The 16,234-nt window shown below is 61.3% G+C and carries 17 protein-coding genes and 1 pseudogene; 2 read left to right on the forward strand and 16 right to left on the reverse strand.

The annotated features are described in order from the left end of the window. Positions 1–8: 8 nt before the first annotated feature. The 7 genes and pseudogenes from NKH41_RS13700 to NKH41_RS13730 all read right to left on the reverse strand — a co-directional run bounded on the left by NKH41_RS13700 (position 9) and on the right by NKH41_RS13730 (position 6,956). Positions 9–776, reverse strand: a complete 768-nt coding sequence (locus NKH41_RS13700) for a DeoR/GlpR family DNA-binding transcription regulator (protein ID WP_352770394.1) — start codon at positions 774–776, stop codon at positions 9–11. A 128-nt stretch (positions 777–904) separates the two neighbouring features. Next, positions 905–2,316: pseudogene (locus NKH41_RS13705) on the reverse strand (pyridoxal phosphate-dependent decarboxylase family protein). 58 nt (positions 2,317–2,374) lie between these two features. Beyond that, positions 2,375–3,106 (reverse strand): proteasome-type protease, encoded by a 732-nt coding sequence (locus NKH41_RS13710; protein WP_352540589.1) that lies wholly within the window; start codon positions 3,104–3,106, stop codon positions 2,375–2,377. Between the two features lie 31 nt (positions 3,107–3,137). Further along, entirely contained in the window at positions 3,138–3,932 is a 795-nt protein-coding gene (locus NKH41_RS13715; protein WP_352455718.1) for a transglutaminase family protein, read from the reverse strand. 61 nt (positions 3,933–3,993) lie between these two features. Next, positions 3,994–4,935 (reverse strand): alpha-E domain-containing protein, encoded by a 942-nt coding sequence (locus NKH41_RS13720; protein ID WP_023674885.1) that lies wholly within the window; start codon positions 4,933–4,935, stop codon positions 3,994–3,996. Between the two features lie 199 nt (positions 4,936–5,134). After that, on the reverse strand, positions 5,135–6,547 hold the full coding sequence (locus NKH41_RS13725; RefSeq protein ID WP_352770389.1) for a circularly permuted type 2 ATP-grasp protein: 1,413 nt from the start codon (positions 6,545–6,547) through the stop codon (positions 5,135–5,137). Between the two features lie 172 nt (positions 6,548–6,719). Next, positions 6,720–6,956 carry an Lrp/AsnC ligand binding domain-containing protein gene (locus NKH41_RS13730; RefSeq protein ID WP_023674883.1) on the reverse strand — a complete coding sequence of 79 codons (237 nt, stop codon included), beginning with the start codon at positions 6,954–6,956 and terminating at the stop codon, positions 6,720–6,722. Between the two features lie 236 nt (positions 6,957–7,192). On the opposite strand from NKH41_RS13730, the gene NKH41_RS13735 reads away from it, so the two are divergent. After that, on the forward strand, positions 7,193–7,612 hold the full coding sequence (locus tag NKH41_RS13735) for a DUF4864 domain-containing protein (RefSeq protein ID WP_352770445.1): 420 nt from the start codon (positions 7,193–7,195) through the stop codon (positions 7,610–7,612). A gap of 11 nt (positions 7,613–7,623) precedes the next feature. Here the strand turns inward: NKH41_RS13735 and NKH41_RS13740 are convergent, their stop codons facing one another. From NKH41_RS13740 to coaD, 8 genes are all read right to left on the reverse strand, one after another. Next, entirely contained in the window at positions 7,624–8,349 is a 726-nt protein-coding gene (locus NKH41_RS13740; RefSeq protein ID WP_352766646.1) for an SDR family NAD(P)-dependent oxidoreductase, read from the reverse strand. A 72-nt stretch (positions 8,350–8,421) separates the two neighbouring features. Next, positions 8,422–9,552: a tRNA guanosine(34) transglycosylase Tgt gene (gene tgt / locus NKH41_RS13745; protein ID WP_352770387.1), complete on the reverse strand. Its 1,131-nt coding sequence runs from the start codon at positions 9,550–9,552 to the stop codon at positions 8,422–8,424. Positions 9,553–9,560: 8 nt separating this feature from the next. Then, positions 9,561–9,830: a hypothetical protein gene (locus NKH41_RS13750; protein ID WP_352448773.1), complete on the reverse strand. Its 270-nt coding sequence runs from the start codon at positions 9,828–9,830 to the stop codon at positions 9,561–9,563. Next, positions 9,820–10,905, reverse strand: a complete 1,086-nt coding sequence (queA, locus tag NKH41_RS13755; RefSeq protein WP_352770385.1) for a tRNA preQ1(34) S-adenosylmethionine ribosyltransferase-isomerase QueA — start codon at positions 10,903–10,905, stop codon at positions 9,820–9,822. Before queA ends, NKH41_RS13750 begins: the two co-directional genes overlap by 11 nt. A 12-nt stretch (positions 10,906–10,917) precedes the next feature. Continuing rightward, a complete protein-coding gene (locus tag NKH41_RS13760) occupies positions 10,918–11,316 on the reverse strand; it encodes a hypothetical protein (protein WP_352770383.1) in 399 nt (132 codons plus the stop codon). Beyond that, positions 11,313–11,825 (reverse strand): peptidylprolyl isomerase, encoded by a 513-nt coding sequence (locus tag NKH41_RS13765; protein WP_254817363.1) that lies wholly within the window; start codon positions 11,823–11,825, stop codon positions 11,313–11,315. Before NKH41_RS13765 ends, NKH41_RS13760 begins: the two co-directional genes overlap by 4 nt. Before the next feature lie 29 nt (positions 11,826–11,854). Next, the gene (locus NKH41_RS13770) at positions 11,855–12,445 is read right to left on the reverse strand and encodes a peptidylprolyl isomerase (protein ID WP_352770381.1); all 591 of its coding nucleotides are present in this window, start codon (positions 12,443–12,445) and stop codon (positions 11,855–11,857) included. Positions 12,446–12,520: 75 nt separating this feature from the next. Continuing rightward, positions 12,521–13,021 (reverse strand): pantetheine-phosphate adenylyltransferase, encoded by a 501-nt coding sequence (gene coaD, locus NKH41_RS13775; protein WP_352448768.1) that lies wholly within the window; start codon positions 13,019–13,021, stop codon positions 12,521–12,523. Positions 13,022–13,216: 195 nt separating this feature from the next. Between coaD and NKH41_RS13780 the strand changes: the two genes are divergently transcribed. Continuing rightward, complete coding sequence (locus NKH41_RS13780) at positions 13,217–13,369, forward strand: hypothetical protein (RefSeq protein WP_352502504.1); 153 nt, start codon at positions 13,217–13,219, stop codon at positions 13,367–13,369. Positions 13,370–13,422: 53 nt separating this feature from the next. Here NKH41_RS13780 and gyrA read toward each other — a convergent pair whose 3' ends face one another. Then, positions 13,423–16,227 (reverse strand): DNA gyrase subunit A, encoded by a 2,805-nt coding sequence (gene gyrA, locus NKH41_RS13785; RefSeq protein WP_352770378.1) that lies wholly within the window; start codon positions 16,225–16,227, stop codon positions 13,423–13,425. Positions 16,228–16,234: the final 7 nt, after the last annotated feature.

Genomic DNA, 16,234 nt, shown 5'->3' on the forward strand with positions numbered 1-16,234 from the left:
CGGCATCTCTAGGAGAGCGACGTTTCGATCAGCTGAACTTCTGCCTCCTGGCAGATATTACGCACCGACGGGATGTCGCAACGATCGGTGATAAAGGTGTTGACCTGCGACAGATGGCCGATGCGGACGGGCGCGGTGCGCTCGAATTTGGTCTGGTCCGACACCAGGATCACATGTCGGGCGTTGGCGATGATCGCCTGAGCCACCTTCACCTCGCGAAAATCAAAGTCGAGCAGTGCGCCGTCATGGTCGATGGCCGAGGCGCCGATCACCGCAAAATCGACCTTGAACTGCCTGATGAAATCGACCGCGGCCTCGCCGACCACACCGCCGTCGGAACCGCGCACGACACCGCCGGCGATCACCACCTCGATCGAAGGATATATGCGCATCCTGTTGGCAACATTGATGTTATTGGTGATGACCATCAGGCCGCTGTGATCGAGAAGCGACTTGCTGACAGCTTCCGTCGTTGTCCCGATATTGATGAACAGAGACGCGTTGTCGGGGATCAGCCGGGCTGCTGCGCGGCCGATCGCCTCCTTCTCCTCGGCGGCGATCTTGCGCCGAGCCTCATATTCCATGTTCTCGATGCCGGAGGGGAACAATGCCCCGCCATGGATGCGGGACAAAAGCCGCTGGTCGCAGAGATCGTTGAGATCCTTGCGGATCGTCTGCGGCGTCACGTTGAAATGCGTCGCCAGCTCCTCGACCAGTACGCGGCCATGGTCCTTGGCCATCTGGATGATTTCGGAATGACGCGGCGACAGATACATCTAGCAACCTCTCATTTTCGTTTTTCTCGTCTATAGCTGAAAACGAAAGCCATGAACAGGTATGGGCCGGCTAATGAAAATCGGGCGACTGCAGCGAGAAAAGCTCCGGTGCAATCTCGACGAGGCTATCAACTCAGCCCCCGCGCGATCTCAGTGATGACCGAGAAAGCAGTATCGACGTCCGCCGCAGTCGTTTCGAACTGCCCGACCTGAAAGCGGACCGCCACCTGCCCGTCCACCCGGGTCTGCGTCAGGTAAATGCGGCCGTCATCGTTGATCGCGCTGACCAACCGCAAATTGTGCTCGTCAGAGTCGATGGCCGCAGCCGCGAGATGGCGGAATGAGAATAGCGACAGCATGGGTTCCGTGACGATCTCGAAATCCGGTTCCCGAGCCAGCCGCGCGGCGAGGCTCTCGCTCCAGGCAACATGGTTGCGGATCATGTTCCGCAGATTTTCCAAGCCATACGCACGCAGCAGGAACCAAAGTTTCAGAGCGCGGAACCTCCGTCCGAGCGGCACCGACCATTCGGAGTAGTTGATGACCCCGTCGCGGCCATGCGTTTTCAGGAATTCGGGCTTGATCGCCAGCGTGCGGACCAGCTCTTCCGGCTGGCGGATGAACTGCATCGAGCAATCGAACTGTGCCCCCAACCATTATGCGGGTTGAAGACGATGGAATCGGCATTTTCGGCGCCGGTCCAGAAATGCCGGAACTCGTGGCAGATCATGGCGGAGCCGGCCCATGCGGCATCGACATGCAGGTAGAGCCCGTGCCGCTTCGCCACCTCGGCAACAGCCGCCACATTGTCGGTGCCGCCGGTACTTGTGCCGCCGACGCTGGCGATGATGCCCGCCGGCAGCATGCCGTTTTCGCGGTCGGTAACGATCGCGGCTTCCAGAGCCGCCGTCTGCATGGCGCGGAAGCGTCCGGCGACCGGAATGCGCACGAGGTTCGCCTCGCCGATGCCCGACACCCAGATCGCCCGGTCGATAGAAGTATGGACCTGGTCGGAAGAATAGATCCGCACGACCGGCTGCCCTTGCAAGCCGTTCTTGTTGCCTTGCCAGTCGAGCGCGCGCTCGCGCATTGTCAGCACGGCGGCAAGCGTCGCCGATGAAGCCGAATCCTGCATGACGCCGGAAAATCCCTCCGGCAAACCAAGCGCCTGCCGCATCCAGTCGACGACACGCGTCTCGAGCTCGGTTGCCGCCGGCGAGGTCTGCCAGAGCATGCATTGCGCGGCCATCGCGGAAACCAGATACTCGGCCACGACGGAGACCGGTGCCGCGTTAGCCGGGAAATAGGCGAAGAAACGCGGATGCTGCCAGTGCGTCATGCCCGGCAAGATCTTTTGTTCGAAATCGGCGAAGATTGCCTGCATCGTTTCGCCGTCTTCCGGCGGCGCGGCATCGATGCTTTTGAAGATTTCGCCCGGCTCGACAAGCGGCCGCACCGGTTTTTCGCGAAGGCTGTTTCTGTAGTCGGCGCCCCATTCAGCCGCTCGCAGCGACCATTCGCGGAATTCGTTGCTATTCATCTTCGCCTCCGTAGCGCCTCATCGAGCCGCGATCAAAGAGCACGAAAAACGAAGGTTTTCATTCGGGAAAATCAGGCAGACTGGCAAAGGCGGTCTTCAGCGCGTTCGACCAGCTATCCGAGATCGTACGATAATATTGATCGTCCTGGGTTATTCGCTTTTTGAGGCCGACCTTGAAAGTGTCCTTTTCATAGAACAGCAGGTCGAGCGGCAGGCCGACCGACAGGTTCGACTTCAGCGTCGAGTCGAACGACACCAGCAGTAACTTCACCGTCTCGGCGAAACTCATCGTCCTTTCATAAGCGCGGATAATGATCGGCTTGCCGTATTTGGTCTCACCGATCTGGAAGAACGGCGTGTCCTCGGTGGATTCGATGAAATTGCCTTCCGGATAGATCATGAACAGGCGCGGCGCGCTGCCCTTGATCTGACCGCCGAGGATGAAGGAGGCGTTGAAGTAGGAATCCGCCTTTTCGCCCGCCGGCGACGAACTGGCGATGACCTCCTTGACGGTGTCTCCGACCAACCGGACTGTCTGGTACATGGAGGGCGTTTCGAGCAGTGTGGCACGGCGCTCCGCCACTGCCTTGGTGCGTTCGTCGAGCAGGCTGACCACGGCCTGCGTCGTCGCCAGATTGCCGGCCGACATCAAAACGATGACGCGCTCGCCCGGCTCTTCCCAGACATGCATCTTCCTGAAGGTCGAGATCGAATCCATGCCGGCGTTGGTGCGCGTGTCCGACATGAACACGAGCCCGCGATCGATCTTCAGGCCGACGCAATAGGTCATCGAATCTCTTTGGCAACAATCTTGCCGGGGATTACTGCTCCACGGTGACGGTGACCGCAAGCTGTTCTTCCGCCTGTCCCAGCCGAATTCCAGATACCGGCGTGGCGTCGCGATAATCGCGGCCGGTCGCCACCTTCACATAACGCTCGTCCGGAGAAATGCCGTTGGCGACATCGAAGGCGACCCAGCCGAGGCCCGAGACATGCGCCTCGGCCCAGGCGTGGCTTGCCGCCTGCTCGATGGCCGCATCCATCATCAGGTAGCCGCTGATATAGCGGGCCGGAAAATCCATGGCACGCGCCGCGGCAACGAAGATGTGGCTGTGGTCCTGGCAAACGCCGGTCTTGAGCGCCAGGGCCTCTTCGGCCGGCGTCGTCACGTTGGTGGTGTCCGGCGTATAAGCGACGCGCTCGCCGATCACCGCCATCAACCGGTGCAGCCTTTCGATGTCGGTACCCTTGCCGACCGAGGCAGCAAGCTCGCGAATGCCGCTGCCGATCGTCGTCAGCGGCGTTTCCTGGCCGAACAGCCAGAGCGGCGCGAAACCCTGGTGCGGTCCGCAGACGCCAGCGGTGTCGCGCGTCACCACTTCGCCGGCTGCTTCGACGGTGATGAAGTCGCGCTCGCCCTCGACGCTCAACAGCCGGGTATCATTGCCGAAATGGTCGGTGAAGCGCACTTCCTCGCGTGCGCCTTCGATCTTCAGCGCCCAGGACAGTACCGTCTGGGTGCGCCCGTTCACCGGGAGCAGCCGCAAACGCTGCAACAGATAGTGCACCGGCGCATCGTAGCGGTATTCGGTCCGGTGGGTGATCTTCAGCCGCATCGCACTCGTCCCTGGAGCATGAGCTTTTCCGAAAACCGGTCTCCGCTTTTTGGGATCATGCTCAATAGAACCTGTAATCCTGCGCGATCTCGTCGCCGAGCCTGGTGTTGTCGCGGATGAAATTGGCCAGGAATTCGTGCAGGCCGGCGTCGAAAATATCCTTGATCGACCCGGCCGTCAGCATGGCCTGGGTCTTGGCAGCCGTCGCATGACAGGCGTGGCGCTCCCCATAGTCGTCACCCAGGAATTTGAGATGCTCCGTCAGGAAGCGGTAGCAAAAGGTCAGCGAGCGCGGCATGCGGACGTTGAGGATCAGATAATCGGCGATGTTGCTCGGCTTGTAGTCGGCATCATAGACCCAGCGATAGGAACGGTGCGCCGACACCGAGCGCAGGATCGATTCCCACTGGTAGTTGTCGAGCGTCGAGCCGACCCAGGAGATCGACGGCAACAGCACGTAGTATTTCACATCCAGGATGCGCGCGGTGTTGTCGGCGCGTTCGACATAAGTGCCGAGCTGCGAGAAATCGAAAATCTCGTTGCGCAGCATCGTGCCGTAGAACGAGCCGCGGATCAGCGCCGTCTCGCGCTTAATTGCGTCGAGCGCGTTGGGCAGGTCGCGCTCGTCGATCGGCTTGGCCAGCATCCGCTTCAGCGACATCCAGGCTTCGTTGATGCTTTCCCAGGTTTCACGCGTCAGTGCGGTACGCACCATGCGGGCATTGTTACGGGCCGTTTCGATAGACGACATCGTGCTCGACGGGTTCGACGTGTCGCGCAGCAGATAGTCGGCGACATTGGCGGCGGTGTAGTCGGAATATTTCTGCGTGAAGCTGGCGTCCGAACCGGCGCTGAGCAGCACCGAATTCCACTCCTCCGAAGCGTTCTGAGTACGAGTCAGCGCCATGCGCAAGCCGGCATCCACCAGCCGCGCCATGTTTTCCGCCCGCTCGATGTAGCGGTTCATCCAGTAAAGCCCGTTGGCGGTGCGGCCGAGAAGCATGTCAGGCGGTCCTGTGGTGAATAGTGAATAGTGAATGGTGAATGGTGACTATCCGGATTCCAGGGCACGATTCCGCGCGCTTCACTTTCGGGCATTTCACCAACATCAACGACCCATATCCTTACCTATTCACTATTCACTATTCACTATTCACTATTCACTATTCACTATTCACTATTCACTATTCATTACTTCCACTCTAATCATCCAACACCCACGTATCCTTCGTGCCCCCGCCTTGCGAGGAATTGACGACCAGCGAGCCTTCCTTGAGCGCTACTCGGGTCAGCCCGCCGGGCACGATCTGGATACGGTCGGAAACCAGCACATAGGGGCGCAGATCGACATGGCGCGGCGCCAGCCCCTTGTCCGTCAGGATCGGACAGGTCGACAGCGCAAGCGTCGGCTGGGCGATGTAGTTCGACGGTTTTGCCGCGACCTTTTTGGAAAACTCTTCGCATTCCTTCTTGGTCGCCGCCGGGCCGACCAGCATGCCGTAACCGCCGGAGCCGTGGACTTCCTTGATCACCAATTCATCGATATGCTCGAGCACGTATTTCAGGCTGTCCAGCTCCGAGCAGCGCCAGGTCGGGATGTTGCCGAGGATCGCCTTGCGGCCGGTGTAGAATTCGACGATCTCGGGCATGTAGGAATAGATCGCCTTGTCGTCGGCGATGCCGGTTCCCGGCGCATTGGCGATCGTGATGTTGCCGGCGCGGTAGACGTCCATAATGCCCGGCACGCCAAGTGCCGAGTCGGGGCGGAAGGTCAGCGGATCGAGGAACGAGTCGTCGACACGACGGTAAAGCACGTCGATCTGCTTGTAGCCCTCGGTGGTGCGCATCGCGACATGGCCATCGACGACGCGCAGATCCTGCCCCTCGACAAGCTGCACGCCCATCTGGTCGGCAAGGAAAGCATGTTCGAAATAGGCCGAGTTGAAGCTGCCCGGCGTCAGCACGGCAATGGTCGGCGCGCCCTTGGTGCTTTGCGGCCGCACTGCCGCCAGCGACTGGCGCAAGAGCTGCGGGTAATTCTCAACCGGCCGCACCTTGATCTGCTGGAACAGCTCGGGAAAGAGCTGCATCATCGTCTCGCGGTTCTCCAGCATGTAGGAGACGCCGGACGGCGTGCGCGCGTTGTCCTCCAGCACGTAGAACTCGTTCTCGCTGATGCGTACGATGTCGACGCCGATGATGTGGGTATAGACGCCGGCCGGCGGCCGCACCCCGATCATCTCGGGCAGGAACGCCTCGTTCTTGGCGATCAACTCCTTCGGCACCCGGCCGGCGCGTAAGATCTCCTGGCGATGGTAGATGTCGTCGAGAAAGGCGTTCAGCGCCTGGACGCGCTGCTCGATGCCTTGCGTCAGCCGTCGCCATTCGTTGCCGGAAATGATGCGCGGAACGATATCGAAGGGTATCAGCCGCTCCGATGCTTCCTGCTCGCCGTAGACGGCGAAAGTGATGCCTGTCTTGCGAAAGACGCGTTCGGCGTCCTGCATCTTCTCGGTAAGTCTGGCCGGGTCCTGTTCCTTCAGCCAGCGATCGTAAGCCGAATACGGTTTTCTCAGCCCGGAAACTTCCGGAAGCATTTCATCGAACGCTGCCAATCGCATACTCCCCTGTGGCGCCATTTCACTGGCCTGGCTGGAGAAAATCAAGCGCAATCGGTGATTTGTTGGGCGCCGGCGATCAGTATATCGCACTTGCCTAAAATTAAGGCAGCACCAATAGGGCCTTGATCAGGCTTTGCCTGGTGTCCGGGCACATGCCGGATGCGGATCAAAACGCGCGAAAGGTGACGACCGTGAACGTGTCCTTGATGCCGGGAAGAATCTGCACTTTCTCGTTGACGAAGTGGCCGATGTCTTCCTCGTCGTCGACATAGAATTTGGCGAGCAGGTCGTAGTTTCCGGCTGTCGAGTAGATTTCCGAAGCGATCTCGGCATCGGCCAGGGCGCTGGCAACGTCGTAGGCCTTGCCCAGATCGCATTTTATCTGCACGAAAAATGCCTTCATTGCCTGGTCCTGCTCACATCGCACGCTCTAATCGAGCGGCCCTTGTGGCAGACTGCCGCCCGGCTTTCAAGCATCGGCAATCGCTCAGGCTGTTCTCGCCTCGACAATGCTTTCTCGGCTCGGACACGGACTGCCACGCCGAATGTTTGCGCTCGGCTGAAACCCTGAAGCACTGCAAAGCGTATGGTATCATGTACCTTCAGGCAGCGATTTCTCAGGGACAACGGAGACAGGCCATGCGCCGCGCGTTTTTCGCATTCGCAGTCGTTCCATTCATTTTCGCATCCCAGGCCTTTGCTGGCGACGCCGAAGTCAAAGCGGCGCAGACAGTCATCGATGGGCAGTTGAGGGCGTTCATCGCCAATGACGGCGCCATCGCTTACAGTTTCGCGGCTCCGAACGTGAAGCGGATTTTCCCGACCGTCGATACCTTCATGAATATGGTGACCAACGGTTACCCGCCGGTGCGCAGGCCGCGGACCTATTCCTTCGGCAAGGCCGAGGAGACCGCTCCGGGTTCAATCGTCCAGCAGGTACTGATCGTTGGACCCGACGGCAAGGATTATGAAGCGGTCTACATGCTGCAGCAGCAGCCCGACGGTACGTTCCGGATCACAGGCTGCAGCCTGCGCGCGTCGAATTCGTTCAGCACCTGAGTAGAAAACATTCAATAGCGCGCCCTGCCGCCCGACATATCGAACACCGCCCCAGTGTTGAACGCGCTGGCATCGGAGCATAGCCAAAGCACCAATGCCGCGACTTCATCCACAGAGCCGAGGCGCCTGAGCGGACTGGCGTTGATCATGTCGTTCACGACATCGTTGCCAAGGCGCCTGATGAGCTCGGTATCGATCGGCCCCGGCGCGACGCAATTGACGCGGATGTCGGTGTCGCTGACCTCCCGCGACAATGCTTTCGTGAAAGCAATGACACCCGCACTTGCCGCAGAATAGGCTGCGAGGTTCGGCAGTCCTTCCTTGCCCGCCAGCGAACCCATATTGACGATACGACCACTCCCGGCCTTGCGCATGATCGGCAGAACTTGGTGCGTGACTTCGAAAACACCCATCAGGTTGACGCCGATGATCCGTTGCCATTCGATCGGATCGAAGGCCTCGAATCCACGATAGCTGCCAAGGTAGCCTGCATTGTTGATGAGGATATCGATCCGCCTGTCATCGGCTGTGACCCCGGCCAATGCGTCCTTTATCTGGTGTGCCTTGGTCACATCGACACTCTGGCAATAGGCGCCATCGAGAGGCAAGGGATCCGCATCCCATATCCAGACATCGGCACCGGACTGTATCAGCTGCGCGGCAACGGCTTTGCCGATACCCCTTGAGCCGCCTGTCACGATCGCGGTCTTGCCGCCAAAGTCGTACGTCACGGTCATGGCTTGACCCCGACGGGACTCTGCGTCCGGACAATCGACCAGTCAATCGTTATCACGCAGACGGTGGCTCATTCAAAGAGCAGGAATATCGCCCCTCGCCCAGCCGTCGGCAATGTCTGCGCCGCGCGCTTCGGACGTGCCGGCCTCGATTGCAGCGCGGATGTCCTGCATCAGCTTTTGATAGTAGGACAGATTGTTCCAGGTCAGGAGCATCGCCCCAAGCGCCTCTTGCGAGCGCACGAGATGGTGCAAATAGGCCCGCGAATAGTCGCGTGCGGCCGGGCAGTCGCTTTCCTCATCGAGCGGACGCGGATCGTCGGCATGGCGGGCGTTGCGCAGATTGACCTTGCCGCGCCGTGTGTAGGCAAGGCCGTGGCGCCCTGCCCGCGTCGGCATCACGCAGTCGAACATGTCGATGCCGCGCGCCACCGACTTCAAAATGTCGTCCGGGGTGCCGACGCCCATCAGGTAGCGCGGCCGGTCAGCCGGCAGCTCCGGGCAAGTGATGTCGAGCATCTCCAGCATCACCGCTTGCGGCTCGCCGACAGCCAGCCCGCCGATCGCGTAGCCCTTCAGCTCCATTGCCTTCAGCGCCTGCGCCGAGCGCAGCCGCAGATCCGGCACGTCGCCGCCTTGCACAATGCCGAACATCGCCTTGCCGGGCTGCTCGCCGAATGCCATCTTGCAACGCTCGGCCCAGCGCAACGACAACTCCATGGCACGCTCGATCTCGTTCTGCTTGGCCGGCAGCGCTGTGCATTCGTCGAGCTGCATCTGGATGTCGGAATCGAGCAGCCCCTGGATCTCTATCGAACGCTCCGGCGACATCTCGTAGGCGCCGCCGTCGATATGCGAACGGAAGGTAACGCCGTTCTCGGTCAGTTTCCGCAGCTTCGACAGCGACATCACCTGGAAGCCGCCGCTGTCGGTCAGGATTGGATGCGGCCAGCGGGCGAATTCATGCAGGCCGCCGAGCCGCGCCACGCGCTCGGCGCCGGGTCTTAGCATCAGGTGGTAGGTGTTGCCGAGGATAATGTCCGAGCCGACGCCGCGCACCTGATCCATATACATGGCCTTCACTGTGCCGCCGGTACCGACCGGCATGAAGGCAGGCGTGCGGATTTCCCCGCGCGGCATGGTGATTGCACCACGCCGCGCCCTGCCGTCGGTCGCCAGCACCTTGAAGGTGAATGCGTCAGTCATTGAATTCCCTAGCCATCGAACTCCTTGTCGAATACCGGCGCGTCCGGGGCCTGCTTGTCGAGTGATTGCCGGTAGCGGATGCAGCCGCGCATGAATTTCGGCCACGGCGGCACGGCAATCGCCGGCTCGGTCTTTTCGGGCAAAAGTGACCAGAGGTCGGGATGGTGCCAGCACAGATCATGGCCGGTGGCGTCGCGGTGTTGGCGGATGCCAGCCCGCAGTTTCCTGACCTCGGCGATCAAGGCTTCCCGGTCGAAGGTTTCCAGGTCATCGTCCATCGGTATCCTCCCTGAACAGAAGACTTGCGTCTCCATAGGAATAAAACCTGTAGCGATTCTCGATGGCATGCGCATAGGCCGCCCGCATTGTCTGCAAACCGCAGAAGGCCGAAACCAGCATGAACAGCGTCGAACGCGGCAGATGGAAATTGGTCATCAGCATGTCTGCGGTCTTGAAACGATAGCCGGGCGTGATGAAGATGTCTGTCGGGCCTGACCATGCGGCCAGCCTGCCGTCCTCGCCGGCCGCGCTCTCCAATAAGCGCAGCGATGTCGTGCCGACAGCGATAATGCGCCCTCCTTTTGCTTTCGCCGCATTCAGCGCCTCGGCGGTTTCCGGGCTGACCGAACCGGTTTCGGCGTGCATCTTGTGGTCGGCGGTGTCGTCCGCCTTCACCGGCAGGAACGTACCGGCGCCGACATGCAGCGTGACGAAACGGCGCTCTATGCCCTTGGCGTCGAGCGTCGCAAACAGCTCCGGCGTGAAATGCAGCCCTGCCGTCGGCGCGGCGACCGCGCCCTCCTCCCTCGCATAAATGGTCTGATAGTCGCTGCGGTCGCGTTCGTCGTCGTCACGCTTGGAGGCGATGTAGGGCGGCAGCGGGATGTGGCCGACTGCATGCAGCGCCTCGTCGAGGAACGGACCTGACAGGTCGAAGCCGAGCAGCACCTCGCCGCCTTCTCCCTTCTCGATCACGGTCGCGTCGAGCTGGCCGAGAAGGCAGGAATTGGCGTCATGACCGAAATGGATACGATCGCCGGCGGCGATGCGCTTGCCCGGACGCATGAAGGCGAGCCAGCGGTCGGGCGCCATCCGCATATGCAGCGTGGCTTCGACCTGCGCCGCCGCCTCGCCGCGCCGCCTGATGCCTTTCAGCTGTGCCGGAATGACCTTGGTGTCGTTGAAGACCAGCACATCACCGGCCTTGAGCAGGGCCGGCAGGTCGCGCACCGTCCGGTCTTCGAGCCCCTCACCCGGCCTGACCACCAGCATCCTGGCACTGTCGCGCGGCTCGGCTGGGCGAAGCGCGATGCGCTCCTCCGGCAGATCGAAGTCGAAAAGGTCGACGCGCAAGAGATCCCCGCCTCAAGGTTCCGGGCAGGTCACCGCCCAGGCGCCGACACCGTCTATGCTCAACGTGCCGCCCATCGCGAAGCTGGACTGCTCGCTGGCCTTGACCAGCCGCAATTTGGCGACGATCGAGCTGAGGCCCTCATCAGTGAGATCGATCAGCATGCGCTCGCCGTCTTCGAATGCCTGTCCAACGATGACTTTCGTTGAGCCTGGCTGTCCGTCCGTGGTCCATGTCTTGCCGCCGGCATCCAGCCACACACGCGCCACCGCAATGACGGCCGTGTGTCCCATCAAAACATCAATCGATGCCGCGCCGCCGTCGGCGCTGCAGACGATCGATTCCGTTGCCAGCGCCGGAGTGGCCGCCGCGGCGAGCATAATTGCGATGGCCGCGACAGCCCGGCTGGTCATTTCACGTCGGCCGCGACCTTGAGCGATACGATCTTGTCAGGATCCTGCACCGGTTCGCCGCGCTTGATCTTGTCGACGTTGTCCATGCCTTCGATGACCTGGCCCCATACCGTGTACTGGCGGTTGAGGAAGGCGGCATCGTCGAAGCAGATGAAGAACTGCGAATTGGCCGAGTTCGGGTTCTGCGAGCGCGCCATCGAGCAGGTGCCGCGGCCGTGGTTGGCGTTGGAGAACTCGGCCTTCAGATCGGGTTTGTCGGAACCGCCAGTGCCGGCGCGCGATGGCGCGAAAGACGGCTTGTTGGAATTGCCGAACTTCACGTCGCCGGTCTGCGCCATGAAGCCGTCGATGACGCGGTGGAAGACCACGCCGTCATAGGCGCCTTCGCGCGCCAGCTCCTTGATACGGCCGACATGGCCGGGCGCCAGATCTGGAAACAATTCGATGACGACCTTGCCCTTGGTCGTGTCCATGATAAGCGCGTTCTCGCGGTCCTTGATTTCGGCCATGTCAGAAATATCCTTTTGAACAATTGGGGTTACTTGCCGTCCGCGGCGATGCGCACCTTGATCATGCGATCGGGGTCGGTCACCGTCCCGTTCTGCGCCTCGTCGCCTTTCTTGATGTGGTCCACCAACTCCATGCCGCTGACGACATTGCCAACGATGGTGTACTGGCCATCGAGCGGCGGTGCCGGCGCGAACATGATGAAGAATTGCGAATTGGCGGAATTCGGATCGTCGGAGCGGGCCATGCCGACCACGCCGCGCTGGTAGTGCTCGGTGCTGGAGAATTCGGCCGGCAGGTCAGGAAGATCGGAGCCGCCGGTGCCGACAGCGTCGGCATTGAAGCCGCTCTTCATGTTGCCGAACTTGACGTCGCCGGTCTGCGCCATGAAGCCGTCAATGACGCGGTGAAAGGCGACGTTGTCGTAGGCGCCCTGGCGCACCAGCTTTTTGATCTGCGCGACGTGCTTCGGCGCAAGGTCGGGCCTCAGCGCGATGGTCACGTCGCCGTCCTTCAGCGTTACGATCATGGTGTTTTCCGGATCGGCGGCAAAGGCCGACACGGATGCGGTCACAAGACCGGCAAGCACGGCAAGCACGAAGGCAAGCTTTTTCAGCTGCATGGGATCTTTCTCCGAATATCTTCGTTCATGCATGTCGTTACCCGAAGCCGGGTTCCACTTTTGGGTGACATGCATTTATTTCGCGAATTTGGCGGTGAGCGCGCCGGCCACGGCCGCCGGCACGAAGGGGCGGATGTCGCCTCCCATCGAAGCTATCTGGCGCACAAGTGTGGCGGTAATGGTGCGCACTGAAGGGCTGGCGGGCAGGAACACCGTCTGCAGCTCCGGCGCCATGGTCTCGTTCATGCCGGCCATCTGCATCTCATAGTCAAGGTCGGTGCCGTCGCGCAGGCCGCGGATCATGATCGAGGCGCCATGCTTCCTGGCCGCGTCGATTACCAACCCGTCGAAGGCGACTACTTTGATACGCGCACCGTCGCTGCCGAATTCCGCCTTCGCGGCCGTTTCGATCAGGCCAACCCGTTCCTCGAAGGAAAATAACGGCTTCTTGCCGGGATGGATGCCGATCGCCGCATAGATTGTATCCGCCACGGCCAGCGACGCCTTCAGCACGTCGAGATGGCCGTTGGTCAGCGGGTCGAAAGAGCCGGCATAAAGGGCGATGCGTTCGGTCATGGCAGGTGCTTCTAGCGAGCCTCTCTCCTAAAGGCAAATCCGATCGCCAGCCCGCGCCGTGAACCTTTTGGCCGACGTGAACGACAGATGAATGTGCCGCTGACAACAGCTTCACGCAGTGTTCACTAAGTTGCAGCTGCAGGAGATGAAACCAAACACCCATCTAATCGTTGTTAGGCGCAGGAGAACACGCACATGCTGATCTACATGCTCGCCACCGCAATGACCGTCGCCATGCTGATCGCCACCCTATTCGGGTTGCATCAGGAAGCACAGCGCGTCCGCGCCAAGGCCAATACCAAGCGGTTCGAGGGCTTCGGCAACCGCAGGCCTTATCGCCGCTTCTAGATTGCGGGTGTCTTCACACGCCGGCCCACAGGGCTGGCGTCGTCGTGCCAAACTCACTCGACGGAAGTATCGGGCTCCCTACCATCGGCATCGGCAACAGCGCCGCTTTCAGCATTCTCTTCGATCTCTTCATCCGCTTGCGGTTCTGAAATTCGCTCCACCGAAACGACCTTCTCGCCCTCAGCGGTATTGAAGATGGTAACGCCCTTGGTGGCGCGGCTGGTGAAACGAATGCCGTTCACTGGAACACGGATAACGGTGCCGCCATCCGAAACCAGCATGATCTGATCGTCATTGCCGACCGGGAAGGTCGCCACTAGGCGGCCGATTTCGGCCGTTTTCGAGACGTCGGTGGCGCGAATACCCTTGCCGCCACGGCCAGTCAGGCGGAAATCGTAGGACGATGAACGCTTGCCGTAGCCATATTCCGTCACCGTCAACACGAACTGCTCGTGCGCCTTGAGGAATTCATAGCGGTCGTCGGAAAGCTCTGCCTCTTCGCCGACCTCTTCATTGGTGAGCTGGATTTCTTCCTCCTCGCCGGCCGCGATGTCAGCAGCGAGCCGGCGTTCGGCCACCACCCGCTTGAGGTAGGCGGCACGCTCCGCCGGCGGCGCATCGACATGCTCGATCACCGCCATCGAGATCACCCGGTCGCCATCGGCCATCGCAATGCCGCGCACGCCGACCGAATTGCGGCTCTGGAAGACGCGTACGTCGCTGACCGGAAAGCGGATGCACTGGCCGGAACTTGCCGTCAAAAGCACGTCGTCATTGTCGGTGCAGGTCTCGACGCCGAGGATCTCGTCGCCTTCCTCGTCCAGCTTCATGGCGATCTTGCCGTTGCGGTTGACCTGGACGAAGTCCGACAGCTTGTTGCGACGCACGGTACCGCGCGTGGTGGCAAACATGACGTCGAGCTCGCCCCAACTCGTCTCATCCTCCGGCAGCGGCATGATCGTGGTGATGCGCTCGCCCTGTTCGAGCGGCAGCATATTGATCAGCGCCTTGCCGCGCGATTGCGGGTTGCCGATCGGCAGGCGCCAGACCTTTTCCTTGTAGACGATGCCGCGCGAGGAGAAGAACAGCACCGGCGTGTGCGTGTTGGCGACGAACAGCCGGGTGACGAAATCCTCTTCCTTGGTCGACATGCCGGAGCGGCCCTTGCCGCCGCGGCGCTGCGCCCGGTAGAGCGACAGCGGCACGCGCTTGATGTAGCCGGAATGGCTGACCGTGACGACCATGTCCTCGCGCTGGATCAGGTCCTCGTCTTCCATGTCCGCCCCGCCCTCGGCGAGCTCGGTGCGGCGCGGCGTGCCGAACTCGTCGCGCACGGCGATGAGCTCGTCCTTGACGATCTGCTGGACGCGGGCGCGGGACGAGAGGATGTCCAGGTAGTCCTTGATCTCGTCGCCGATCGTGTTCAGCTCGTCGGCGATCTCGTCGCGGCCGAGCGCGGTCAGGCGCTGCAGGCGCAGTTCGAGGATGGCGCGCGCCTGCTCCTCGGAGAGATTGTAGGTACCATCCTCGTTGATGCGATGGCGCGGATCGTCGATCAGAAGAATCAGCGATTCCACGTCGCCCGAAGGCCAGCGCCGCTCCATCAACTGCTCGCGCGCCGTCTGCGGATCCGGAGCGCTGCGGATCAGCTTGATGACTTCATCGATGTTGGCAACAGCGATGGCAAGGCCGACCAGCACATGGGCGCGGTCGCGCGCCTTGCGCAGCAGGAATTTCGTGCGCCGGCTGATCACCTCCTCACGGAAGGCGACGAACGCCTTCAGCATGTCGGTCAGCGTCAGCAATTCCGGCTTGCCGCCGTTCAGTGCCACCATGTTGGCGCCGAAGGACGTCTGCAGCGGGGTGAAGCGGTAAAGCTGGTTGAGGATGACATCGGCGACGGCGTCGCGCTTCAGTTCGATGACGACGCGGTAGCCCTGGCGGTCGCTCTCGTCGCGAATGTCGGAAATGCCTTCGATGCGCTTGTCGCGCACCAGCTCGGCCATCTTCTCGATCATCGACGCCTTGTTCACCTGATAGGGAACCTCGGTGATGACTATCGATTCACGATCGTTGCCGCGCGCCTCGACGTTGACGCGGCCGCGCATGACGATGGAGCCGCGGCCGGTCGAATAGGCGCTGTAGATGCCGGAACGGCCAAGCACGATGCCGCCGGTCGGGAAATCCGGTCCCGGAATGATCTCCATCAGCGCCGGAAGGTCGATCGCCGGATTATCGATGAGGGCAATGGCGCCGTTGCAGACCTCGCCCAGATTGTGCGGCGGGATGTTGGTGGCCATGCCGACGGCGATACCGCCGGAGCCGTTGACCAACAGGTTCGGGAAGCGCGCCGGCAGGACTTTCGGTTCGCTGCCCGACGCATCGTAAGTGTCCTGGAAATCGACGGTGTCCTTGTCGATGTCTTCCAGCAACTCATGCGCGACCTTGGTCAGCCGCGATTCCGTGTAGCGCATCGCCGCCGGCGGATCGCCGTCGATCGAGCCGAAATTGCCCTGCCCGTCGATCAGCGGCACGCGCAGCGACCAATCCTGCGCCATGCGCACCAAAGCGTCGTAGATCGAGGCGTCGCCATGCGGATGATATTTACCCATCACGTCGGCGACCGGGCGTGCCGATTTCACATATTTGCGGTTCCAGTGATAGCCGCTCTCATAGGCGGCGTAGAGGATGCGGCGATGCACCGGCTTGAGGCCATCGCGCACGTCCGGCAGCGCGCGGCTGACGATCACGCTCATGGCGTAATCGAGATAGGAGCGCTGCATCTCCTCGATGATGGATATCGGCTCGATGCCGGTGGGGCCGCCGTCGGCGCCGCGCGGTGTCTTTTGGTCGGTCAAATCGGAT

The sequence above is a fragment of the Mesorhizobium sp. M1169 genome (genome assembly GCF_040318345.1).
GTDB lineage: Bacteria > Pseudomonadota > Alphaproteobacteria > Rhizobiales > Rhizobiaceae > Mesorhizobium.

What these genes read in the sequence shown, in the direction of transcription:
- NKH41_RS13700 (WP_352770394.1), bottom strand. Translation starts at nt 776, where the DNA reads ATGTATCTGTCGCCGCGTCATTCCGAAATCATCCAGATGGCCAAGGAC.
- NKH41_RS13710 (WP_352540589.1), bottom strand. Translation starts at nt 3,106, where the DNA reads ATGACCTATTGCGTCGGCCTGAAGATCGATCGCGGGCTCGTGTTCATG.
- NKH41_RS13715 (WP_352455718.1), bottom strand. Translation starts at nt 3,932, where the DNA reads ATGCGGCTGAAGATCACCCACCGGACCGAATACCGCTACGATGCGCCG.
- NKH41_RS13720 (WP_023674885.1), bottom strand. Translation starts at nt 4,935, where the DNA reads ATGCTTCTCGGCCGCACCGCCAACGGGCTTTACTGGATGAACCGCTAC.
- NKH41_RS13730 (WP_023674883.1), bottom strand. Translation starts at nt 6,956, where the DNA reads ATGAAGGCATTTTTCGTGCAGATAAAATGCGATCTGGGCAAGGCCTAC.
- NKH41_RS13735 (WP_352770445.1), top strand. Translation starts at nt 7,193, where the DNA reads ATGCGCCGCGCGTTTTTCGCATTCGCAGTCGTTCCATTCATTTTCGCA.
- NKH41_RS13740 (WP_352766646.1), bottom strand. Translation starts at nt 8,349, where the DNA reads ATGACCGTGACGTACGACTTTGGCGGCAAGACCGCGATCGTGACAGGC.
- tgt (WP_352770387.1), bottom strand. Translation starts at nt 9,552, where the DNA reads ATGACTGACGCATTCACCTTCAAGGTGCTGGCGACCGACGGCAGGGCG.
- NKH41_RS13750 (WP_352448773.1), bottom strand. Translation starts at nt 9,830, where the DNA reads ATGGACGATGACCTGGAAACCTTCGACCGGGAAGCCTTGATCGCCGAG.
- NKH41_RS13760 (WP_352770383.1), bottom strand. Translation starts at nt 11,316, where the DNA reads ATGACCAGCCGGGCTGTCGCGGCCATCGCAATTATGCTCGCCGCGGCG.
- NKH41_RS13765 (WP_254817363.1), bottom strand. Translation starts at nt 11,825, where the DNA reads ATGGCCGAAATCAAGGACCGCGAGAACGCGCTTATCATGGACACGACC.
- NKH41_RS13770 (WP_352770381.1), bottom strand. Translation starts at nt 12,445, where the DNA reads ATGCAGCTGAAAAAGCTTGCCTTCGTGCTTGCCGTGCTTGCCGGTCTT.
- coaD (WP_352448768.1), bottom strand. Translation starts at nt 13,021, where the DNA reads ATGACCGAACGCATCGCCCTTTATGCCGGCTCTTTCGACCCGCTGACC.
- NKH41_RS13780 (WP_352502504.1), top strand. Translation starts at nt 13,217, where the DNA reads ATGCTGATCTACATGCTCGCCACCGCAATGACCGTCGCCATGCTGATC.